At 74.9% G+C, this 20,764-nt stretch carries 23 protein-coding genes and 1 pseudogene; 12 read left to right on the forward strand and 12 right to left on the reverse strand.

What is annotated here, in order from left to right; genetic code table 11:
- Positions 1 to 26: 26 nt before the first annotated feature.
- Together ACIQI7_RS27835 and ACIQI7_RS27840 are read left to right on the forward strand one after the other, a co-directional pair.
- Complete coding sequence (locus ACIQI7_RS27835) at positions 27 to 848, forward strand: class II aldolase/adducin family protein (protein ID WP_387756954.1); 822 nt, start codon at positions 27 to 29, stop codon at positions 846 to 848.
- A 93-nt stretch (positions 849 to 941) separates the two neighbouring features.
- Entirely contained in the window at positions 942 to 1,976 is a 1,035-nt protein-coding gene (locus tag ACIQI7_RS27840) for a 2-dehydropantoate 2-reductase (RefSeq protein ID WP_401114797.1), read from the forward strand.
- A gap of 227 nt (positions 1,977 to 2,203) precedes the next feature.
- Here ACIQI7_RS27840 and ACIQI7_RS27845 read toward each other — a convergent pair whose 3' ends face one another.
- Both ACIQI7_RS27845 and ACIQI7_RS27850 read right to left on the reverse strand, forming a co-directional pair.
- Positions 2,204 to 2,725, reverse strand: a complete 522-nt coding sequence (locus tag ACIQI7_RS27845; protein WP_401114799.1) for an SMI1/KNR4 family protein — start codon at positions 2,723 to 2,725, stop codon at positions 2,204 to 2,206.
- Between the two features lie 75 nt (positions 2,726 to 2,800).
- Positions 2,801 to 3,259: a MarR family winged helix-turn-helix transcriptional regulator gene (locus ACIQI7_RS27850; RefSeq protein WP_401114801.1), complete on the reverse strand. Its 459-nt coding sequence runs from the start codon at positions 3,257 to 3,259 to the stop codon at positions 2,801 to 2,803.
- Between the two features lie 66 nt (positions 3,260 to 3,325).
- Here ACIQI7_RS27850 and ACIQI7_RS27855 point away from each other — a divergent pair, with 66 nt between their 5' ends.
- Positions 3,326 to 4,963, forward strand: a complete 1,638-nt coding sequence (locus tag ACIQI7_RS27855; RefSeq protein WP_401114803.1) for an MFS transporter — start codon at positions 3,326 to 3,328, stop codon at positions 4,961 to 4,963.
- 82 nt (positions 4,964 to 5,045) lie between these two features.
- Here ACIQI7_RS27855 and ACIQI7_RS27860 read toward each other — a convergent pair whose 3' ends face one another.
- Positions 5,046 to 5,891 carry an SDR family oxidoreductase gene (locus ACIQI7_RS27860; protein WP_401114806.1) on the reverse strand — a complete coding sequence of 282 codons (846 nt, stop codon included), beginning with the start codon at positions 5,889 to 5,891 and terminating at the stop codon, positions 5,046 to 5,048.
- An 83-nt stretch (positions 5,892 to 5,974) separates the two neighbouring features.
- Here ACIQI7_RS27860 and ACIQI7_RS27865 point away from each other — a divergent pair, with 83 nt between their 5' ends.
- Positions 5,975 to 6,565 carry a TetR/AcrR family transcriptional regulator gene (locus tag ACIQI7_RS27865; protein WP_401114808.1) on the forward strand — a complete coding sequence of 197 codons (591 nt, stop codon included), beginning with the start codon at positions 5,975 to 5,977 and terminating at the stop codon, positions 6,563 to 6,565.
- A gap of 138 nt (positions 6,566 to 6,703) precedes the next feature.
- On the opposite strand, the gene ACIQI7_RS27870 is transcribed toward ACIQI7_RS27865, so the two are convergent.
- Positions 6,704 to 7,270 (reverse strand): TetR/AcrR family transcriptional regulator, encoded by a 567-nt coding sequence (locus ACIQI7_RS27870; RefSeq protein ID WP_401114811.1) that lies wholly within the window; start codon positions 7,268 to 7,270, stop codon positions 6,704 to 6,706.
- A 100-nt stretch (positions 7,271 to 7,370) separates the two neighbouring features.
- Between ACIQI7_RS27870 and ACIQI7_RS27875 the strand changes: the two genes are divergently transcribed.
- Both ACIQI7_RS27875 and ACIQI7_RS27880 read left to right on the forward strand, forming a co-directional pair.
- Positions 7,371 to 8,120: an FMN-dependent NADH-azoreductase gene (locus tag ACIQI7_RS27875; protein WP_401114814.1), complete on the forward strand. Its 750-nt coding sequence runs from the start codon at positions 7,371 to 7,373 to the stop codon at positions 8,118 to 8,120.
- Positions 8,121 to 8,127: 7 nt separating this feature from the next.
- Positions 8,128 to 8,448 (forward strand): DMT family transporter, encoded by a 321-nt coding sequence (locus tag ACIQI7_RS27880; protein ID WP_387756960.1) that lies wholly within the window; start codon positions 8,128 to 8,130, stop codon positions 8,446 to 8,448.
- A 182-nt stretch (positions 8,449 to 8,630) separates the two neighbouring features.
- Here ACIQI7_RS27880 and ACIQI7_RS27885 read toward each other — a convergent pair whose 3' ends face one another.
- Positions 8,631 to 9,338: a TetR/AcrR family transcriptional regulator gene (locus tag ACIQI7_RS27885; RefSeq protein ID WP_401114818.1), complete on the reverse strand. Its 708-nt coding sequence runs from the start codon at positions 9,336 to 9,338 to the stop codon at positions 8,631 to 8,633.
- A gap of 80 nt (positions 9,339 to 9,418) precedes the next feature.
- Between ACIQI7_RS27885 and ACIQI7_RS27890 the strand changes: the two genes are divergently transcribed.
- On the forward strand, positions 9,419 to 10,351 hold the full coding sequence (locus tag ACIQI7_RS27890; protein WP_401114821.1) for a zinc-binding dehydrogenase: 933 nt from the start codon (positions 9,419 to 9,421) through the stop codon (positions 10,349 to 10,351).
- 215 nt (positions 10,352 to 10,566) lie between these two features.
- The gene (locus ACIQI7_RS27895) at positions 10,567 to 11,274 is read left to right on the forward strand and encodes a hypothetical protein (RefSeq protein ID WP_401114824.1); all 708 of its coding nucleotides are present in this window, start codon (positions 10,567 to 10,569) and stop codon (positions 11,272 to 11,274) included.
- A gap of 44 nt (positions 11,275 to 11,318) precedes the next feature.
- Here the strand turns inward: ACIQI7_RS27895 and ACIQI7_RS27900 are convergent, their stop codons facing one another.
- The 4 genes and pseudogenes from ACIQI7_RS27900 to ACIQI7_RS27915 all read right to left on the reverse strand — a co-directional run bounded on the left by ACIQI7_RS27900 (position 11,319) and on the right by ACIQI7_RS27915 (position 14,217).
- Entirely contained in the window at positions 11,319 to 11,711 is a 393-nt protein-coding gene (locus ACIQI7_RS27900; protein WP_401115131.1) for a hypothetical protein, read from the reverse strand.
- A gap of 62 nt (positions 11,712 to 11,773) precedes the next feature.
- Positions 11,774 to 12,154: pseudogene (locus ACIQI7_RS27905) on the reverse strand (SDR family oxidoreductase); the annotation flags it as partial.
- 44 nt (positions 12,155 to 12,198) lie between these two features.
- Positions 12,199 to 12,780 carry a hypothetical protein gene (locus ACIQI7_RS27910; RefSeq protein WP_401114826.1) on the reverse strand — a complete coding sequence of 194 codons (582 nt, stop codon included), beginning with the start codon at positions 12,778 to 12,780 and terminating at the stop codon, positions 12,199 to 12,201.
- 87 nt (positions 12,781 to 12,867) lie between these two features.
- Positions 12,868 to 14,217 (reverse strand): LuxR C-terminal-related transcriptional regulator, encoded by a 1,350-nt coding sequence (locus ACIQI7_RS27915; RefSeq protein ID WP_401114829.1) that lies wholly within the window; start codon positions 14,215 to 14,217, stop codon positions 12,868 to 12,870.
- A 177-nt stretch (positions 14,218 to 14,394) separates the two neighbouring features.
- Between ACIQI7_RS27915 and ACIQI7_RS27920 the strand changes: the two genes are divergently transcribed.
- On the forward strand, positions 14,395 to 14,577 hold the full coding sequence (locus tag ACIQI7_RS27920; protein ID WP_401114831.1) for a hypothetical protein: 183 nt from the start codon (positions 14,395 to 14,397) through the stop codon (positions 14,575 to 14,577).
- Positions 14,578 to 14,856: 279 nt separating this feature from the next.
- Here ACIQI7_RS27920 and ACIQI7_RS27925 read toward each other — a convergent pair whose 3' ends face one another.
- On the reverse strand, positions 14,857 to 15,843 hold the full coding sequence (locus ACIQI7_RS27925; protein WP_401114834.1) for a zinc-binding alcohol dehydrogenase family protein: 987 nt from the start codon (positions 15,841 to 15,843) through the stop codon (positions 14,857 to 14,859).
- 109 nt (positions 15,844 to 15,952) lie between these two features.
- Here ACIQI7_RS27925 and ACIQI7_RS27930 point away from each other — a divergent pair, with 109 nt between their 5' ends.
- Positions 15,953 to 16,291: an ArsR/SmtB family transcription factor gene (locus tag ACIQI7_RS27930; RefSeq protein WP_401114836.1), complete on the forward strand. Its 339-nt coding sequence runs from the start codon at positions 15,953 to 15,955 to the stop codon at positions 16,289 to 16,291.
- A gap of 103 nt (positions 16,292 to 16,394) precedes the next feature.
- Here the strand turns inward: ACIQI7_RS27930 and ACIQI7_RS27935 are convergent, their stop codons facing one another.
- Both ACIQI7_RS27935 and ACIQI7_RS27940 read right to left on the reverse strand, forming a co-directional pair.
- Positions 16,395 to 18,110 carry a phospholipid carrier-dependent glycosyltransferase gene (locus ACIQI7_RS27935; protein ID WP_401114840.1) on the reverse strand — a complete coding sequence of 572 codons (1,716 nt, stop codon included), beginning with the start codon at positions 18,108 to 18,110 and terminating at the stop codon, positions 16,395 to 16,397.
- 171 nt (positions 18,111 to 18,281) lie between these two features.
- On the reverse strand, positions 18,282 to 19,049 hold the full coding sequence (locus ACIQI7_RS27940; RefSeq protein WP_401114843.1) for a CDP-alcohol phosphatidyltransferase family protein: 768 nt from the start codon (positions 19,047 to 19,049) through the stop codon (positions 18,282 to 18,284).
- A gap of 357 nt (positions 19,050 to 19,406) precedes the next feature.
- On the opposite strand from ACIQI7_RS27940, the gene ACIQI7_RS27945 reads away from it, so the two are divergent.
- Together ACIQI7_RS27945 and ACIQI7_RS27950 are read left to right on the forward strand one after the other, a co-directional pair.
- Entirely contained in the window at positions 19,407 to 19,982 is a 576-nt protein-coding gene (locus ACIQI7_RS27945; RefSeq protein WP_401114846.1) for an NUDIX hydrolase, read from the forward strand.
- Positions 19,983 to 20,066: 84 nt separating this feature from the next.
- A complete protein-coding gene (locus ACIQI7_RS27950) occupies positions 20,067 to 20,750 on the forward strand; it encodes an HAD family hydrolase (protein WP_401114850.1) in 684 nt (227 codons plus the stop codon).
- Positions 20,751 to 20,764 lie beyond the last annotated feature (14 nt).

Genomic DNA, 20,764 nt, shown 5'->3' on the forward strand with positions numbered 1-20,764 from the left:
CCACCGCCGCAGCCCCGGGAGTCGCCATGTCCGCACCGCAGCAGTCCGCCGACCCGTACGCGGCGACCGGCGTCGTCGGCCCGGCCCCGGAGGGGGTGACCCTGCCGCTGCCGCCGGTCTTCGACTCGGTGGAGGAGGAGCGCCAGTACCGCAAGGAGCAACTGGCGGCCGGGTTCCGGCTGTTCGGCCGGTTCGGCTTCTCGGAGGGCGTCGCCGGGCACATCACCGTCCGCGACCCGGAGAACCCGAGCTGGTTCTGGGTGAACCCGTTCGGCATGAGCTTCAACCAGATCAAGGCCTCCGACCTGATCCTGGTCGACCACGAGGGCACCCTGCTGCACGGCAACCGGCCGGTGAACCGGGCCGCGTTCGCGATCCACTCCCAGGTGCACGCCGCCCGCCCGGACGCCGTCGCCGCCGCGCACTCGCACTCCCTCTACGGCAAGGCCTTCTCCAGCCTCGGCATCCCGCTCGACCCGATCACCCAGGACGCCTGCGTCTTCTTCGAGGACCACGGCCTGTACAGCGACTACCGGGGTGTCGTCACCGAGACCGAGGAGGGCAAGCGGGTGGCCGCCGCGCTGGCGAGCCACAAGGCGGTGATCCTGCAGAACCACGGCCTGCTCACGGTCGGGCAGTCGGTGGCCGAGGCGGTCTGGTGGTTCGTCACCATGGAGCGCTCCTGCCAGGCGCAGCTGCTCGCGATGGCGGCCGGCACCCCCAAGCTGATCGACCGCGAGACCGCGCTGATCACCCGCGACCAGATCGGGACCTCGCTGGCCGGCTGGTTCCAGGCCCGGCCGCTGTGGGACCAGATCACCCTCTCCGACCCCGACCTCTTCGACTGACCGGCTTCCCCGGTCCCGTTCCCCCTTCCGGGCCCCTGTCCGACCTCGCCACCGTCCTCGCCACCGTCCTCGCCCCCGCCCTGGAGCAGCCCCGTGTCCACCGCCCCCGCCCAGCGCAGGCTCCGGATCGCCGTGTTCGGTGCCGGTTCCATCGGCTGCCACCTCGGCGGCATGCTCGCCTCGACCGCCGAGGTCGCCCTGATCGGCCGCCCGGCGGCGATGGCGGCGATCGACGCCGAGGGGCTGACCCTCACCGGCCCGGGCGAGGCCCGACGCGAGGTGCGGGAGCTGACCGTCGCCACCGACCCTCGGGCCGCGGCCGGCGCCGACTACGTCCTGGTGACGGTGAAGTCCGCCGACACCGCGACCGCGGCCCGGGAGCTGGCCCCGCAGCTCGGCCCCGACACGGTGGTGGTGAGCTTCCAGAACGGCCTGCGCAACGCCGACGGGCTCGCGGCCGCGCTGCCGTCCCACCGGGTGCTGGCCGGCATGGTGCCGTACAACGTGGTGCGGACCGGCGCCGCCGCCTTCCACCAGGGCAGTGCCGGGTCGCTGATGCTGGCCGACGAGGAGGGGGCCAACGCGCTCGCCGGGGCGGCCCGGGCGAGCGGTCTGCAGCTGGAGCTGCGGGCGGACATGCCGGCCGTCCAGGCGGCGAAGCTGCTGATGAACCTGAACAACGCGGTCAACGCGCTCTCCGGCCTGCCGCTGCGCGACCAGGTCGGGCAGCTGGCGTACCGGCAGTGCGTGGCGCGCTGCCAGCGGGAGGCGCTGGCGGCGTTCCGGGCCGCCGGGGTGGCGCCGGCCCAGCTCGGGCCGGTGCCACCGGAGGTGATGCCGCAGGTGCTCGAACTGCCGGACGCGCAGTTCCACGAGCTGGCCGGGGCCAGCCTGCGGATCGACGCCACCGCCCGCTCCTCGATGTGGGAGGACCTCCAGCGGGCCCGCCCCACCGAGATCGACTCGCTCCAGGGCGAGATCGTCGCCCTCGCCGAGCGCCACGGCCTCACCGCCCCCGCCAACGCCCGGCTGATCGCCCTCGTCCGCGAGGCCGAGACGGCCGCCCCCGGCACCGCCCCGCAGTGGTCCGGCCCCGCCCTCCTCGCCGAACTCATCCCGGCCGGGTAGCGCGGCGCCGGCGCGGCGCGCAGGGTGGCCGATCGTGCTCGGCCGGGGGAGTCCGGACAGAGCCGCGCTCCTACCCGCTGCACAGGAAGTCGGCCGGGCTGACTTCCTGCGCGCGGATCGGCAGCCGCTTGTCAGGCGGGTGCCCGGCCGCGTCGTGCGGGGCATGCTCGGGCCTGCCCGTACCGGAGACCCCGCCCTGCCACGGCGCCAGGCCGGCTCGCGTCACGTCAGGTCAGCGGGCGGTAGAACGGCTGGTCCGGGGCGAAGTTGTGGGAGTGCACCGTGACGTCCTCGCCCCTGAGGTACGCCAGCAGCCAGTCGCCGAAGGCCAGTTCGTCGTAGGGGACGTACTCCAGGGTGTCCGTCTCCAGCACGCCCATGCCCCAAGGGGCCGACGGCCCGTCCGGGACCCGCAGGAAGACGAACTCCCCGGTGGTGGCGGTGGCGACCGGCAGCAGCTCGCCGGGGCCCGAGCCGGCCGGGGCGGGGAGGAACTCCGCGTCGTCCTCGTCGCTCCAGTGCTCGATCCACTCGCGGATCTTCTCGCCCAGGTTCCGGACCGGGTGGCCGGGGTGCTCCAGGTACAGCTGCTCGTTGATCTCCACCGGGCCGTAGGCGTCGGTGAACTCCCGGAAGTCGGCGGGGAGGGAGACCCCGAGCTCCCGCTCCAGCCGCGCCCAGGGGGCCGGGTCGGACCAGTGGAACCCGGGTGCCCCCAGCAGTGCCTTGATCTCGTCGAGTGTCGCCATCACGTTCCCCTCGTGTGTGGACCCGGGCGAAGACTACGGTCTGCCGCCGCACGCGAGGACTCCGGTGTCGTCCCGTCAACCCCGAGGCCAGGGGCGGCCGTCGAGGCGTTCGATGCCGGTGTTGAAGCGGCGCAGGTACTCCGCGAAGCCGGCGATGTCCTCGTCCGGCCAGTCGGCCATCACCAGGTTCAACGCCCGGACGTGCGCCTCCCGTTCGCTGTCCAGACGGCGCCGGCCCTCCTCGGTCAGGCGGAACTTGCGGGCGATGCCGCCGTCCGGGTCCGGGATGCGGTCGAGGAGGCCCACGCTCTTCAGCGCCGCCGTCTGGCGGTTGAGGGTGGAGACGTCCAAGCCGAAGGCGTCGCTGAGCTGGCCGATCGACATGGGCCCCTGGGCCTCGACCCGGCTGAGCAGGATGTAGGCGCCGCGTTCGAGCTGGCTGCCCTCGGGGCGGCGGTCGTCGACCTGGTTGAGGTCGCGGTGCCGGGCGAACACCAGGAATTCGAGGGCGACCTCGTGTGTGGGGCTGGCCATGTCGAAGTCCCTTCATCACCGCGTTGACCTGCGGGTTCTTCGTCGATCACGTCCAGTATGCCAGAGATGTGCGCAACCCACACGATGTGCATGGCGCACATCGTGTGTAGCCTGATCTGGCTGTGCTATCTGCACATGGTGTGCAAAGCACACACTCCTGCTTCCCCCGACCGCCCGAGGAGGCCCGTCATCAACGGCCCCGCCCCCACCGCCCGCACCGGTCCGATCGTGGCGACGCTCGCCTTCACCGGCACCGTCGCCGCGATCATGCAGACCCTGGTCACCCCGCTGATCAGCGAACTCCCGCAACTCCTGCACACCACCGCGTCCAACGCCTCCTGGGTCATCACCGCGACCCTGCTCTCCGCCGCCGTCTTCGTCCCGATCAGCGGCCGCCTCGGCGACCTCCTGGGCAAGCGGACGATGCTCATCGCCTCCTGCGTCCCGCTGCTGCTCGGCTCGGTGCTGTGCGCGGTGGCCGACTCGGTGGTACCGATGATCGCCGGCCGGGCGCTGCAGGGGATGGGCATGGGCCTGGTGCCGATCGGCATCAGCCTGCTGCGCGACGTCCTGCCGCCCGAGCGGCTCGGCTCGGCGATCGCGCTGGTCAGCGCCTCCATGGGGATCGGCGGCGGCCTCGGCCTGCCGATCGCGGCGGGCGTCGCCGACTACGCCAGCTGGCGTGTGCTGTTCTGGGGCACCGCCGTGCTGACCGTCGTCATCATCGGCATGCTCTGGAGCGTCGTCCCGGCTCCCGCCGCCACCGGCCACCGCCCCACCGGCGGCCGGTTCGACTTCGTCGGCGCGATCGGTCTGAGCGTCGGCCTGGTCTGCCTGCTGCTGCCCGTCTCCAAGGGCGGCGACTGGGGCTGGGGCAGCACCCGGACCCTCGGCCTGTTCACCGCCTCCGCCGCGATCCTGATGCTCTGGGCCCGCTGGGAGCTGCGGGTCGGCGACCCGCTGGTGGACCTGCGGGTCACCGCGCGCCCGCGGGTGCTGCTGACCAACGCCGCCTCCGTCCTGGTCGGCTTCGGGATGTACGCCCAGGCGCTGATCGTGCCGCAGCTGCTCCAGCTGCCGGAGGCCACCGGCTACGGGCTGGGGCAGTCCATGCTGGCGATGGGCCTGTGGATGGCGCCCGGCGGGCTGATGATGATGGTGGTCTCCCCGCTGGGCGGCAAGCTGTCGACCGCGCGGGGACCCAAGTTCACCCTGGTCGCCGGTGCGCTGACGATCGCCGTCGGGTACGGGCTGGCGCTGCCGCTGATGGGCTCCACCTGGGGCGTGCTGATCGTGACGATCGTCTGCAACAGCGGTGTGGGCCTGGCCTACGGCGCGATGCCCGCACTGATCATGAGCGCGGTGCCGCTGTCCGCCACGGCCTCGGCGAACAGCTTCAACACCCTGATGCGCTCGCTGGGTACCTCGGTGTCCGCCGCCGTGATGGGCGTGGTGCTGTCGCAGATGACCATCTCCCTGGGCGGGCACGCCCTGCCGTCGGAGAGTGGCTTCCGGGTCGGCCTGGTGATCGGCTGCGTCGTCGCGCTGATCGCGGCCGCCGTCGCCGCCGTCATCCCCGTGCCGCCGGCTCCCCGGCTGCGGGCCGTCCCCGCCCCGGCGGGCGCGGACGCGGAGGCGGTTGGCGCGGAGGCGGCGGACGCCCGCACGACGGGCGCCGAGGCGGCGAAGCCGACCACCGCCTGAGCCCTGCCGAGCTCCGCCCCGGGCGTGCACCGCGCCGCGCACGCTCCGTGCGCTCGGCGCGCGTCCGGGGCGCCGGCCGGCACTACCGGAACGCCGGCAGGTTGCGCTCGACCCAGGCCCGGAAGGGCGCGGCCGGGCGGCGCAGCACGGTCGCCACGTCCGGGCTGACCGCCTGCTCGGCCGGGAGCGGGAGGCCGAGGACGTCCAGGGTCCCGGCGATCACCTCCTCGGGCATGAACCGTGCCAGGTGCGCGTGGGCCTGCTCGCGGGACAGCTCGACGAAGGCCACCTCCTCGCCCAGGGCCTCGGCGATGACCTCGGCCTGCCGGCGCGGCCCGATCGCCTCGGGCCCGGTCAGCTCGTACGTGCGGCCGCCGTGCCCGTCCTCGCGCAGCACGGCCGCGGCCACCGACGCGATGTCCGCCGGGTCGACGACGGGCAGCGCCACCTCGCCGAACGGCGCGAAGACCGTCCGCTCCGTACGGACCGTCTCGGCCCAGGCGAAGGCGTTGGAGGTGAAGCCGCCGGGGCGCAGGACGGTGAACTCCCGCCCGGAGGTGCGCACGGCGGCCTCGAACTCCCGCAGCCGGGCGTGCGAGGGCGCGTCCGGCCGCGTGGCGCTGACCTGCGAGGACACCAGGACGATCCGCTCCACTCCGGCGTCCGCGACCGTCTTCAGCAGGACGTCCGGGCTCTCGCCGTGGCCGTTGAGCTCGCCGCCCAGTACGACGAACAGCGCGCGGGCCCCTTCGAGCGCCGGGCGCAGGCCGGCGGCGTCGCCGAGCCCGCCCCGTGCCCAGCGGACCCCGGCCGCGGGGTGGGCGGGTTGCGGCTGCCGGGATACGGCCACCACCTGCTCGCCCGCCCCGGCCAGCAGCTCCACCAGCGTCCGTCCGATGTTTCCGGTCGCGCCCGTCACCGTGATCATTTCCGCCCCCTGGGGATTGAGTTAGTTGGCTGACTGAGAAAGACCGTAGCCTCCTCCGCGGGCGGCTGTCTATAGTCAGTCGGGTGACTGACTCAGTGAACCGGCGCACGGCGGCGTCGCAGAAGCGGCGACGGCTCACCGCGGCGGCGGCCCGGGTGCTGCACGAGCAGGGCGTCGAGCGCACCACCCTCGCCGACATCGCGCGCGAGGCGGACGTCCCGGTCGGGAACGTCTACTACTACTTCAAGACCAAGGACGAGCTGGTCCGCGCCGCACTCTCCGAGCACAGCGCGCACCTGGACGAACTCACCGCCGCACTGGAGCAGTTGCCCGATCCGCTGGACCGCCTCAAGGCGCTGGTCGAGGCCTGGGTCGGCCGGCGCGACACCGCCGCCCGGCGCGGCTGCCCGACCGGCACCCTGGCCGTCGAACTCGACAAGCGCGCCGACGGGGACCTCGACGCGGAGGCCGGCGCGGTGATCCGGCGGCTGCTCGACTGGGCCGCCGGTCAGTTCCGCGAGCTGGGCCTGCCCGATCCGGACGGCCTGGCCCTCACCCTGGTCGCCGGGTACCAGGGCATGTCCCTCCTCGCCAACGCGCTGCGCGACCCGGACGTCATGACCCGCGAAGGGGGCCGCCTGCTGAGCTGGCTCGACTCCCTGCGGGGCGCGTAAATCGCCCACCGGGCGGGCCCGGTGGGCCCGGCGGGTGTCGCGCACGCCCCGCGCGCCCCGCGCGCCCCGCGCGCCCCGCGCGCCCCGCACGTCCGGAACGCACGCCCCGCCCGGCAGGCCTCGGCCGCCCCCGGGGCCTCAGTCGCCGAGCATCCGGTGGGCGAGCAGGTGGAGCCCCGCCTCGACGCGTTCGGGGGAGACGCCCCGGTCGCGGTGGTGGCGGTACAGCTCCGGGGCGAGCGGCGCCAGCAACTGATCGGCGAGCAGGTCCGGGTCCTCGGCCCGGGCCGCCGCGGCCAGCATCCGGACGTGTGCGCGCCAGAAGCCGTAGGCGCCGGTGGCCAGTCGGGCCGGGCCGGTCTCGGCGCCGAGCAGCAGGTGGGAGTGGCGCTCCAGCAGGTGGACCATCGCCGAGTAGAAGGCGCTCAGCCGCTCGGCCGGGGTGGCCGCCGGCTCCGGGCCCAACGGGCCCTCCCCGCGCAGGAGTCGCTCCTGGATCTCGTGCTCATGGGCGTCCAGCAGGGCGCGGGCGATCGAGGCGCGGTCGGGGTAGCGGCGGTAGAGCGTGCCGCGGCCGACGCCGGCCGCCCGGGCGATGTCCTCCATGGTCACCGTGGACGGGTCGCGGGTCGTGAACAGCTGCTCGGCCGCCCGGAGCACCTTGAGGCGGTTGCGGGCGGCGTCGGCGCGTTCGGCTGGTGGCATGGACCGATCCTAACAAGTGGACGCTGCGTCCACTTGGGGACTAGCATCGGCACCAGTCAAGTGGACGCCGTGTCCGCTTACGGCTTCCAGGAGTACCGTCATGCCGCAACTCCTCCACCTCGACGCCAGCGCCCGCCGCGGCTCGTTCTCCCGTCGGATCGGCGCGGCCTTCGCCGAGGCCTGGCGCGCCGAAGCGCCGCAGGGCGGCTACACCTACCGCGACCTCGCGGCCCAGCCGGTGCCGCCGATCGGCGAGGCCTGGACGACGATCTGCGACACCATGCTCCGCGAGGGCATCGTCGAGCCCGGCCGCTACGCCGAGGCCGTCCGCACCGACGCCGAGCGCGCGGCCTGGGCCGTCCTCGAACCGCTGCTCGCCGAACTTCTCGCCGCCGACGTCGTCCTGATCGGCTCGCCGATGTACAACTTCGGCGTCCCGGCCCAGCTCAAGCTCTGGATCGACCAGGTCACCTTCCCGAAGATGAACCTGCGGCCGCGGCGCTTCGTGGTCGCCTCCGCCCAGGGCGGCTCCTACCGGCCGGGCATGCCGCGCGCGCCCTTCGACCACCAGACGCGCTACCTGGTGGACTTCTTCCAGGGGCACTACGCGGTCGAGGACACCCTGGTCATCGGCGCCGAACTGGCGAACGCGACGGTGGACCCGGCGCTGGCCGAACGGCTCCCACTGCACGAGGAGTCGCTGGCCGCCGCCCTGGCCGGGGCCGCCGAGGCCGGGCGGCGGCTGGCGCGCGAGGCGTCGGAGGCAGGGGAGGCGTCCGGAGCGGGCGAGGCGTCCGGGGCCCGGGAGGCGTCCGGGGCGGGCGGGGTGCGCGCCGGCGGGCGGGGGTGAGGCGGCCGTGTCCTGGCTCGTCCTGCTCGCCGCCGGGCTGGTCGAGGTCGTCTGGTCGCAGAGCATCAAGCCGACCGACGGCTTCACCCGCCCCGGCCCCACCGCGCTGTGCGTCCTGCTCGGCGCGCTCTCCGTCTACCTGCTCTCGCGGGCCATGCGCGACCTCCCGGCCGGGCTCGCCTACGCGATGTTCACCGGCATCGGTACGGTCGGCGCGATCACGCTCGGGACCGTCCTGCGGCACGAGTCGCTCGGCGCGGGCCGGGCGGCCGCGTTGGCGCTGATCGTCGCCGGGCTCGTCCTCGCCCGGCTCACCGCCGCGGACTGAGAGCCGCGCTGAGCCCCGCCGCCCTGCGGGGCGGCGCTCACCCCCCGTCGCCCTGCCGGGCCACTCACCCCCGCCGCGCTGCGGCCGGGCCGGGCTCAATCCCCGCCGCCCTGCCGGGCCACTCACCCCCGCCGCGCTGCGGCCGGGCCGGGCTCAATCCCCGCCGCCCTGCCGGGCCGCGCTCAGCCCCGTCGCGGTTCGACCGTCGCCGCGAGCGCGCCCGGCAGTTCGGCGCAGGCCGCCCGGAGCCGCCGTACCAGGTCCGCGCGGGTGTGCCCGGACGGCTGCGCCACCCAGCCGTCCATCGCCTGGTGGAACGCGGCGACCAGCATGTCCACCGCCAGCCGGGTGCGCAGCGCGGCGCCCGCCCCGGGGCCGTCGAGGGCGAACCGGCGGTCGACCGCCGTCACCGCCTCCCGGGTCGTCCGTTCGCAGAAGGCCAGCCCGTGGGCGTCCATCGAGGGCGTCCGGGCGGCCAGTCGGCGGCTCGCCAGGGCGCGTTCGGCCCAGCCGTCGGCCGACATCCGGTCGATCGCCTCGGCGAGGGTCCGCTCCAGGACGGTCATCAGCCGGCCGTCGTCCGGCGGGCGGCTCTCCAGCACCTCCAGGAACGTCGTCCACAGGTCCTGGGTGGGCGCCATCGCGACGTCTTCCTTGCTGGTGAACGCGCGGAAGAAGGTCCGCTTGGAGACCTCGACGGCCTCGCAGAGCCGGTCCAGCGTCACCCCGTCGAAGCCGTGCTCGCCGAACAGCTCCAGGGCGGTGTCGATCAGCGCCTGACGGGTGCGCAGCTTCTTGCGCTCGCGCAGCGGGAGCTTGGCGGCCGCGGACTCGGGGGCCTGTTCGGCGCCCCGCCGCGGTGCCGTGGCGGTGGCCTTCTCGGGAGTCATCGCGGTCAGTCTAGTGGGGATCGTCATGCCACCTGTAGGCTTATGCCACTCAGTGGCAGAATCTATGGGGAGGATCCTCCATGCGCGCACTCCTGGTAGACCGCTCGGCCCCCGGCGGCCTGCGCCTCGGCACGGCCCCGGACCCCGAACCGGCGCCCCACCAGGCGCTGGTGCGGGTCACCGCGACCTCGCTCAACTACGGCGAGGTCGCCTTCGGCCTCGACATGGCCCCCGAGGGCACCGTCCTCGGCTGGGACGCCGCCGGAATCGTGGAACGCGCCGCCGCCGACGGCTCGGGCCCCGCCGCGGGGACCCCGGTGGTCACCCTGATGCCCGCCGGTGGCTGGGCCGAACTGCGGGCGGTGGACACCGGGTTGATCGGCGCCGCGCCCGCCGGGGCCGACCTGGCCGCCCTCGCCACCATTCCGGTCGCCGCCGCCAGCGCCCTGCGCGCGCTGCACCGTATCGGCCCGCTGCTCGGCCGCAGCGTCCTGGTCACCGGCGCCACCGGCGGCGTCGGCCGCTACGCCGTCCAGCTCGCCCGGGCGGCGGGCGCCCACGTCGTGGCGTCCACCGGCTCGCCCGACCGGAACGGCGAACTGCTGCGCCGGCTCGGCGCCCACGAGGTGGTCGCCTCGCCGAAGGAGGCCGCCGAGCCGGTCGACGGCGTGGTCGACGTCGTCGGCGGCCCCCAACTGGTCGAGGCCTACCAGGCGTTGGGGCCGGGCGGCACCCTGGTCGCCACCGGTCACAGCTCCGGGCAGGGGGAGGACTTCGCGTTCGGCACCCTCTTCGGCGACGCGGACCGGCACGACCGCTCGGTGGTCTCCTTCTACCTCCTCGGCTGCACCGGCCTCGGCCGCGACCTCGGCTGGCTCGCCCACCGGGTGGCGGCGGGCGAGCTGGACCCGGGCATCACCTGGCGCGGCGACTGGGACGACGCGGCCGAGGCGGTCGACGCCCTGCTCGGGCGGCGGCTGCACGGCAAGGCGGTGCTGACCATCGGCGGCTGAGGACGCCTCGCCCTCCGGACCCGTCCGCGCCCCCGCGGGGCCGTCGTCCACGCGCCCCCGCGCGCCCGCCCGTGCGCGCGGCTGACCGGGCCGCCCCGGCGCGGCCCCGCCCACTCGGACGGGTCAGGAGCTGTCGCTGCGGAGCGGGATGTTGCCAAGCATGGGGACGTACGGGCCCCTCGGCCGCCCCGCCCCGACCAGGAGAGGGATCCTCGGTGCGTGAACTCCACAGTCCCCCCAGCCACGGCCGACCCGGCCACCGTCCGCCGCCCGGCCGCGCCCCGGGCGGTGAGCGGCGACCGGTCCGGACGTGGACGCCCCAGCGCACGGTCGCGCTGATCGTCGCGGCGGCCGGCGCCCTCGTGCTCGCCGCCTGCGGCAGCAGCTCCTCGGGTACGGCGGCCTCGCCCACCGCCACCCCGCCCGACGCGGGCGCCTTCTCCGGCGAGCCGCCCTCCGCCGTCGCCTCCGCCGCGGAGTCGCTGCTGGCCTCGGCGTCCGCCGCGGCGGCCTCGGCCTCGGAGGCGTCCGCGGCGGCCACCGCCTCCAACGCCGCGGCGGCGTCCGCCTTCGAGGCGTCCGTCTCGGCGCAGCAGGCGATGACCAGGGAGAAGGCCGCCTCGGTGCTCGACGGGGTGACGGACGGCGGCAACGCGCTGGGCGACGTCACCGTCACCGGCATCGCGCGGCAGAACACCGGCGGCCTGCACGCCGTGGTCGTCACCATCCAGAACCGGGGGACCGCCGCGGCCTCCTACGCCGTCCAGGTCGACTTCACCGACACCAGCGGCAGGACCGTGGACAGCTCCGTCGTCGGCGCCGAGAACGTCCCGGCGAACGGCAAGGCCCAGCCCGTCGCCTTCAGCCGGCAGCCGGCGGACATGACCCTGCTGCCCGTGGTGGTCAAGGCCGTCCGCTACTGACGACGCCGCAGCGCCCGGGCGCCGCACTGCCCACCGCCTTCGGCCTAGCGGAAGTCCGCCGCGTGATCCCGCACCCAGCTGCGGACGTCGCGCGGCGGACGCCCGAGCACCTGGCGCACGGTGTCGGTCACCCGCTCCGGCTCGCGCGTGAACGACTCCCAGGCGCGCAGCCGGGCCGCCACGAACGCCGCGTTCCCCCAGGCGGCGGTCAGCTGCTCGCGGGCCGTCTCCACCGGCAGTTCCTCCCAGCGCACCGCTACGCCCAGCTCCTCGCCGATGATCCCGGCCAGCTCGGCGTGCGAGAGCGACTCCGGGCCGGTGACCACGTACCCGGCCCCGTCGTGCCCGTCCTCGGTGATCGCCCGCACCACGACGTCCGCGATGTCCCGCTCGTGCACCAGCGAGCGCCGCGCCCGCCCGTACGGCCAGCGGACCACGCCCTCCCGCACGTGGTCCGCCCAGGCCAGCAGGTTGCCCGCGAGTCGATCGCCCGGACGAAGGTCCAGCCCAGGCCCGACCGCCGGATCAGCCGCTCGATCTCCTGGTGGAAGACCACGGCGGGCTCGTCGTCGGCGAGGTCCGCCACGTCCGCCGAGAGGTAGACGACGCGTTCGGCGTGCCGGGCGATCAGCTCCACCACCCGGGGCTGCACGGGCAGCCCGGGCCACATCAGGTAGACCGCCTCCACCCCGCCGGCCAGCGCCGGCTCCAGGCTCTCGGGCGCCGTCAGGTCGCCCTGGAAGGCCTCGACCCCGGCGGGCAGCACGGCCTTGGCCGTGTCCCACACCAACGCCCGTACCTTGTGGCCGCCTTCGGCCAGGGTGGCCGCAACGTGCCTGCCCACACTGCCGGTTGGGCCGGTCACCAGTATTCCGGTCATGCCCGGGCCCAACGCCGGGCGGCCGGGGTCTGTGCCCGGGGCGGCTACCAGCCCGACTCCACCGGGCCGACGGCGGCCAGCCCCACGTGCCGGGCCAGCCACTCGGCGCGCCGGACGTCGCCCGCGCGGAAGTGGAGGAACACCGTGTGGTCGTCCGACGGCCGGTCGTAGTCGACGTCGCGGCTGTTGAGGGCGATCTGGACACCGGCGTCCTTGGCCCGGACGTCCAGGCCGAGTTCGGGGACGGCGGGCCAGGCGAAGCCGTTCCAGGACAGTGAGGCGGGTGAGGAGCCGAGGAGGCCGAGGAACCGGTCCTCGATCGTGCCGACCGGCCGCTCGTCCCACTGGAAGGAGAACGGGGCCAGTTCGTCCACTCTGGGGTCGCCCGCGGCCAGCAGCCGCCGGGCCTCCTCGTACCCGACGCCGTGCTCGCCGGCGCCCGGGTACACCTGGTCGGGGAAGGCCTCGAACAGCCGCCGGGCCTCCGCCGCCGTTAGCTCCTCCGCGTAGGCGTGGGCCTCCGTCGAGCGGCGGTGCACGGTGATCCCCAGCAGCCGCTGGGCGGCTTCGTAGGCGACCCATCGGTTGGGGGTGCGCAGGACCGGCAGGACGTTCGAGGTGCTCACGGCGGTAAGTCAAGCAGGCCGGGTACGGAGAGTCATCCGGGTTTGCGCTGCACCGGTGCCGGTGGGTTACGTCACGCCGGAGCCGGGTTACGTGACGCCGTCCTGTTCCCGCTCCTGTCCGCGTTCCCGCTGCCGGGTCCGGTAGGCGCGGGAGCGGCAGCGGGGAGAGCAGTAGCGCGGCGGGCGGCCGCCCGGGCGCCGGCCGGCGGGGGAGGGGGTGGACGCCGTCAGCGGGCCGCCGCACGCGGGGCAGGACTCCGTCGGTGCGGGTTCCCCGGCCTCGGCGGCGGCCTCGGCGGGTGCCGGGTGCGAGGTCAGGCCCAGCCGTTCCGCGACCACGCCGGCCTGGAAGCGGCTGTGGGCGCCGAGGCTGTCCAGCAGTTCGGAGACGTGGCGGCGGCAGGTGCGCAGGGAGATGCCCAGGCGGCGGGCGATGGATTCGTCCTTGAGGCCCTTCGCGAGCAGCACCAGGATGCTCTGCTTCATCGTCTTGGTGACGTCGTGCGCGGCCTGCGGGCCGGTGGCGAACGGGGTCGCGTTCTCCCAGTCCCGCTCGAAGACCGTCAGCAGGTAGGAGAGCAGGTCCGGCTCCCGGATGATCAGCGCGCCGCCGGAGCTGGCGGGCAGCAGGGCCAGCGAGCCGTCCACGATGATCAGCTGCGGCAGCACCTCCGGCAGCGTCCGGATCTCGGCGCCCGCCTCGATGAGCTGCTCCGCGTGCACCCGGGTGGGCTGGTCGAAGCGGGTCGCGTGCTGGTAGAGGCTCCGCATCCGGATCCCCCGGTCGAGCAGCGCGAGGTCGCGCGGGAGCGCCTCGCGCAGCGCGGCCGGGGGGAACGACCCGCCGTGCTTGGAGACCAGCACCTCGCTGCGGCAGGAGTCGATGACGTCGGCGAGCAGCGAGCGAACCGCGAACTTGTCCGGCAGGCGGTCGATGGTGCCCTGGGGGAAGGCGTGCTGGCGGGCCTGGAGGTAGACGGGCACCAGCGCCGCGAGGCCGTCGCGCTGGCGCTGGATGAGCCGCCGCTGCTCGCGCAGGGCCTCCTCCCGGGCACGCAGGGCGGTGTCGCGCGCGGAGAGCAGCTGCGCGGTCGCGGCCTGGGGGCTGACGGGCTGCCAGGCGATGGTGGCGCCGGTCGGCGCGGAGCCGGCGAGCGGCGCGCCGGCCGTGGGGGTTTCGGGTGCCGGGCCGTCGGGTAGCGGGGCTCCGGGTGCCGGGCCGTCGGGGGCGCGCAGTTCCTGGAAGAGGCAGGCGCCGGTGAGCTGCCGGACGGCCGCCTCGCACTCCGGCAGGCTCAGGCCGGTCTCCGACGCGGCCTGGGCGAGGGTCGCCGGGGTGAGGCGCTCGTGCACGACCGTCCACCGGTAGAGCGTGACGGCCGCACTGTCGAGCGCGGGTACGTCGGCGGTCGCGTCGGGGCCGGTCCCGGGGTCCATCGCATGCCTCCTCAAGCTGCCAGGCAGGCTCATGATCCCTTGTGGGGGATGCCGTGGCCATCCGCCGACTGGCAGGGTGGCGATCACGGGCCGGGCGATGCCGCGGGAACTGCGGAAACGTCCGAAACGTGTGGAACTGTCCCCGAAGTGATGGGAGTTGTCGTCATGCGAGGAATCGTGACGCGGACACTGGCCGCGGTCGCGCTGGGTGCCGCCGCCTGGTTGGGCGGGGTGGTCCCGGCCGGTGCCTCCGTGTCCGACGACGCGACGCTGACGGACTCCACCGTCGCCACCGGTCACACCTGCATCCAGACGACGGCCTGGGGCGACGCCTGGTGCCCGGCCGGGCCGCTGAGCTGACGCGTCGTCGCCGGTGACGCCCGACCCTCATCCCTCTTCGAAAGGTAGCCTGTCATGCATATGGCACTGAAGCGTTCGGTCCGTACCGCTCCCACCGCCACCGGCCGGGCGGGCTCCGCCCCTGCCGCCTCCACCGCCAGGGCGGCGAGCCCGGCCGGCCGCTGAGCCCCGGCGAGTAGCGCGCCCTGCACGGGAAGTCGGCGGAGTCGACTTCCCGTGCAGGGCGCGTTGCCGTTCCGGGCGCGCCTGGCGGCTGGCGCCTGGCCTCGGGCGTCGGGTTCAGCCGCCGACGCGCACCACGTACTTGCCGGTCGCCCGGCCCTCCTGCATGGCGTCGTGGGCGGCCGGAACGGTGTCCAGGCCGGGCAGTTCGGTGACCGGCAGCTCCAAGCCGCCGTCGGCGACGAGGTCGAGGACCCGGCGGATGGCGCGGGCCAGGCGCTCGGGGGCGGTGGCGGCCAGGCCGCGGTGGCTGAAGCCGGTGAGGGTCAGGTTGCCCGCCATCAGGCGGCTGAGCGGGGGCAGGTCGGCGACGGCGCCGCCGCTCGCGTTGCCGAACAGCACGATCCGTGCGCCGGGCGCCGCCACGGCCAGATCGAGGTCGAGGGCCGCGGTGCCCAGAGGGTCGAGCACCAGGTCGACGCCCCGGCCGCCGGTGGCGGCGCGCACGGCCTCGGCCGTGTCGTCGCCCCGGGCGAAGGCGTGCCGGTAGCCGGAGGCGACCGCGGCCGCGGCCTTCTCCGCCCGGCCGACCGTGCCGATCAGTCGGCCGCCGCCGAGCAGCGGGACCAGCCGGGCGACGGCGTTGCCGATCCCGCCGCCCGCCGAGTGGACCAGCACGGTGTCCCCGGCGGTGAAGCGGCCGGCGTCGGTCAGCAGCAGGAGCGAGGTGGCCAGACCCAGCGGGACGGCGGCGGCCTCGCGCAGCGCCACCCCGTCGGGGAGCGGCACGGTGAGCACGGCCTCCGCGAGCACCACCTCGGCCAGTCCGGCGCCGACCGGCGCGGCGACCACGCGGTCGCCCACCGCCAGTCCGGTGACGCCCGCGCCGAGCTCGCGGACCGTACCGGACACCTCCTTGCCGGGCCGGTACGGCCACTCGGCGGCGTACGCGGCGTCGCCGCGGCGGGTCATCACGTCCACGAAGTTCAGCCCGGCGTGGGCGACGTCGATCGCCACCTGCCCCGGTCCGGGGTGCGGTGCGGCGATCTCCTGGACCTGCGAGTTCTCGGATCCACCGGGTGCGGTCATCACCAGTGCGCGCATGTCGGGCCCCCTCGGCTACGATGTTCGACGAACGACGAAATTGGTGCTGGGAAGTGGTACCACACCGTTTCCATGGATGTCGAACATCGCAGATCAGGGAGGTCGACACATGCCACGAAGCACCCGCCGCCGACCGGCGCTCGCGCACCCCGGGACCGAGGAGATCGACCTCTTCGACATCCTGCACGCGCTCTCCGACCCCACCCGGATGACCATCGTCCGCATCCTGCGCGCCGAGTCCGAGCGGGCCTGCGGCACCTTCCCGGTGGACGTCGCGCCCTCCACCCTGAGCCACCACTTCAAGGTGCTGCGCGAGTCCGGCCTGATCAGCCAGCGCGAGGAGGCCAACCGGCGCTTCTCCGCCCTGCGCACGGTCGACCTGGAGCGGCGCTTCCCCGGCCTGCTCGACACCGTCCTCGCCGCCCACGCCCGGACGGTGGGCGAGTAGGCCCGCAGCTCCGTGGTCCCGGGTGGGCTCGGCGGCGGTGCCGGTGTCGGCAGGTGGGCGGGGCGGGCTCGGCGGCGGTGCCGGCCGGTGGGCCGAGGAGGGCTCAGCGCCGGTGCCATACCGCCCAGTTCTGCTGGGCGTCGAACCGTTCGACGTACCAGTCGGCGGGGTGGTCGGGCCAGTACGCCTCCGGCGGCCGGCCCGCCTCGGGCAGTGGGAGGACCATGACGTTCGCCTCCGCCGGGACGGGCTGCCAGCGCGGGTCGCGGAACCACACCCGTCCCCGGTAGACCTCGAAGGTCTGGGCGGCCCGCAGCGACCAGTCGACGTCCCACGCGAACACCACGTCGTCGTCCTGGTCGATCCCGGAGGCGCGGGTGAAGCCCGTGGCCAGGCCCTCCCGCCCCACCGAGTGCGGCCGGGCGACCTGCGCGGTGATCGTCACGGTCGCGAAGGCGGCGAACAGCGCCAGCGAGACCCCGAGCGCCCCGAGCACCCGGCGGCCCCCGGCGCCGCGCAGCAGGACCACCCCGCCGAGCACGACCAGCGCGGCGGCGGAGGCACGGGGCATGTCCAGCCGGCCCCAGTCGGAGGCGAGGAACGAGACGTCGGGCAGGCTCCACGGGATGAAGTTCGACGTGCGCAGCTCCGCGCCGGCCGCCAGCGTCACGGCCCCCGCGAGCAGCAGGACGAGCCCGGCCGTCACCGCCGCCGCCCGGCGCAGCGCGCGGCGCCGGTACCCGGCGAGCACCGCGACGCCCGTCACGAAGGCCGCCGGGACGAGGCAGGAGGTGTAGCGGGCGTACACCCAGTCGTCGACCCGGCCGTCCGGCGGCAGCGCGGCGGCGGAGGCCAGTGCGGTGCCGAACAGCAGCGCCACCAGGACGCCGCCGGTGATCCGCGATGCCCGCGGCAGGCGGCGGTCGAACAGCGCGTACAGGCAGGCGACGACGGCGAGTCCGCCGATGCCCCAGGTGGAGGTGATGAAGTACCAGGTCTGGCCGGCGGTCCGGGCGAGGGTCCGCCCGGCGAGCGCCGGGTCGGCCAGGCCCTGCCAGAGGAGGCTGCCGACCGCGCTCTCCTGGACGGTGAACCGCGCGTGCAGCCAGGCGGCCAGAAGTTCGGCGCCGAGCACGCCGAGGCCGAGCGCCGCGAGCCCCGCCGCGGTGGCGCGCCACGGCGCCCGGCGCAGCACCAGCACGCCGAGCAGGACGGCGGCGGTCAGCGCGACCACCACGCCGCCGCGGTCGTGCACCGCCATCGCGTAGCCGGCCGAGGCCCCCGCCCCGGCGGCGTGCCAGGCGCGGCGGCGCGGCGGGCCGTCGGCGAGCCAGCCGTGCAGGCAGAGCAGCCAGGCGAGCACCAGGACGGGCAGGACGGCGTCGGTCATCGCGAACTGCGAGTAGAAGACCACCGGCGGCAGCAGCGCGGTCGCGGCGGCGAAGAGGTAGCCGGGCCGGCGGTCCAGGCCGAGGCGGCGCAGCGCGACGTAGGCGAGCGGGAGGACCGTGGCGTTGACGGCGGCGTTGACGCCCATGACCAGGTGGTAGGCGGTCACCGGATCGTCGGCCAGCCGCAGCGCGGGGGAGATCAGCAGCGGGTAGCCGCCGGGGACGACCACGCCGACCGGGATCTCGGTCGCCGAGCCGCCGGCCAGCACGCGGGCCAGGGCGAGGTAGGAGTCCTCGTCGGGGTGGACGGACGGGAAGCTCATCTGCCGGACGAGGGCGAGCCGGAACAGCAGCTCGGCGAGGTACCCGGCGAGCAGGACGACGGCGGGCCGGGTGGCGGCCGTCCGGATCGTCGTGCGGGGCGGCATGGAGGTGCCCCCTTCGGTCGGAACAGTCGGGCGACTGTATATGTCGTTGGACTGAATATGTAGTCCAACTGGTTCCGAGGAAGGAGCGTTCCCGGCGGGTTCCGGCGGTTTCCGGCTGTTTCGTACGGCCCTACGGCTTCACGCGCGTGGCTGTCCCCGCGCCCGGGCCGCTCAGCGCAGCCGCGAGGAGGACAGGATCGACGCCAGGTGGGCGACCACCATGCCCCAGGTGATCAGCGTGATGCCCGCGAGCGTCCACCGCGTCGCGTCCAGGTCGCCGAGCCCGGCGTCCACCGCGGCCGCCGCCAGCAGCACCAGCGAGGCCTCGATGCCGTTCGTCACCCGGTGGATCTTGAACACCGAGGCGACCCTGCGGGCCGTCGCGATGCCCTGGGAGCGCGGCTGCGTCGACTCCTCGGTCGCCGGGAGCTGCCCGCTGCGGGCCCGGGCCACGTCCACCAGGTCCGTCGAGGCCTTGAGCAGCACCACGCCCAGCGCGGCCGCCAGCCCCGCCGACACCCACAGCTCCGAGCCGCCGCGCGCCGCCCGTACACCCGCACCGATCATCAGCGCGGCATCCGCCAGGTAGGCGCCGAGCCGGTCCACGTACACCCCGGCCATGCTGAACCGGCGCTTCCAGCGGGCCACTTCGCCGTCCACGCAGTCGAACAGCAGGAACAGCTGGAACAGCACGACGGCCAGCACCGCGCCGGTCAGGCCGGGGATCAGCAGGGCCGCGCCGCCGCCGACCCCGCACGCCACCATCACCCAGGTGAGGGTGTTCGGCGACACCGGGGTGCGCACCAGCTGCCGGGTGGTCCGCAGCGAGATCCGCCGCATGTAGAGCCGGCCCGCCCAGTGCTCGCCGTTGCGGCTCTGAAGCTTGGCCTGCGGCTGGCACACCTCGCGCAGCTCGGCGAGCGCCGGAGCAGCCACCATGACGACATCCCTCCACCTGTCCCGAAACGATCACCACAGGCTACGGCCTCCGGGGAGACGCCCGGACCAGCCGGTACGCCGCCGTCCGTACCGGAAGCGTCCGCCGGTGGAAGGCCTGTGGAAGGCCCGTCGAACGCGCAGTGGACCCGGCCGCCGTCCGGCCCGGGCCCGGTCCGCTCGGGCGTCCCGGGCCCCGCGCCCGTCGGCGAAAACCGGTGGGCCGCCCGAACGCCCCCGGGCTAGGCTGCGCGGGTTCGCCGGAACCCGAAGCCCGAAGCCCGGGGCCCGACCGCCCCCTTCCGCACGCCGGTCGACGCGGTCCGCGCCGCCCCGGAGCGGAACGAGGAGCACAGACCCATGGTGACCACGGGAAGCCCGTCCCAGAGCCCCGACCTGGCCTTACTACTGGACGACCACCGCCCGCAGGGCCCGGTGGAGAGCGCCGACCACGAGCGGGCCCGCCGCCTCCTCGGCGTCGCCGACGCCTGGAACCGGAGCACCTTCCCGCTCCACTTCACCGCCTCCGCGCTGATCGTCCACCCGCCGACCCGCCGCGTCCTGCTGCGCTGGCACGTCCGTCAGCAGGCCTGGCTGCACGTCGGCGGCCACGGCGACCCGGGGGAGACCCGGCCGCTGGACATCGCCCTGCGCGAGGGCCTGGAGGAGACCGGCCTGACCGACCTCACCCCCTGGCCCGGCCCCGCCCTCGTCCACCTCGCCGTGGTGCCCGTCCCCGCGTCGCCCACCGAACCCGCGCACGAGCACGCCGACCTGCGCTTCCTGCTGGCCACCGGCACTCCGGAGCAGGCCCGGCCGGAGAACCCGGCGTCCCCGCTGGAGTGGCTCACCGTCGAGGAGGCCGGGCGGCGGACCACCGAGGAGAACCTCCGGGAGACCCTCGACCGCGCCGCCCGCCTGCTGCCGGCCGTCTGACCCGCTGCCGCTGCCGCCCGACCGACTCCTGCCGCCGCCCGGCTCCTGCCGCCGCCCGACCGAATTCCTCCTGGAGACCACCGGATGCACACCGACCAGATCCTGATCTTCGACGCCGACGACACGCTCTGGGAGAACAACGTCCTCTTCGAGCGGGTCATCGACGGCTTCCTGGACTGGGTCGCCGCCCCCGCCGAGCACGAGCGCACCAGGGCCCTGCTCGACGAGATCGAGGCCGTCAACTCCGCCACCCTCGGCTACGGCGCCACCGTCTTCCGGCAGAGCCTCGCCGACTGCCTGCACCGGCTCAACGGCCGCACCCCCACCGCCGACGAGCTGGCCCGGATCGAGGCCCTGCTCACCCCGCTGACCAGCCGGAACGTCGAACTGATCGCCGGCGTCGCGGACACCCTGGCCGCCCTCGCCGACCGGCACCACCTGCTGCTGCTCACCAAGGGCGACCAGGGCGAACAGCAGCGCAAGATCACCGAGTCCACCATCGACCACCACTTCCGCGGCGTCCACATCGTCGCCGAGAAGTCGGTCGACACCTACCGGCGGCTCACCGCCGACCTCGGCCTCGACCCCGACCGGACCTGGATGATCGGCAACTCGCCCAAGTCCGACATCGCACCCGCCCGCCGGGCCGGCCTGCGCACCGTCTTCATCCCGCACCAGCACACCTGGGTGCTGGAGCACGCGGAACTCGGCCCGGAGGAGGCGACGCTGCAGCTCGGGACCTTCCCCGAGCTGCTGCGCCACTTCTGACCGCGGCTTGTCGA

The sequence above is a fragment of the Kitasatospora sp. NPDC092039 genome (assembly GCF_044756065.1).
Taxonomy (GTDB): domain Bacteria; phylum Actinomycetota; class Actinomycetes; order Streptomycetales; family Streptomycetaceae; genus Kitasatospora.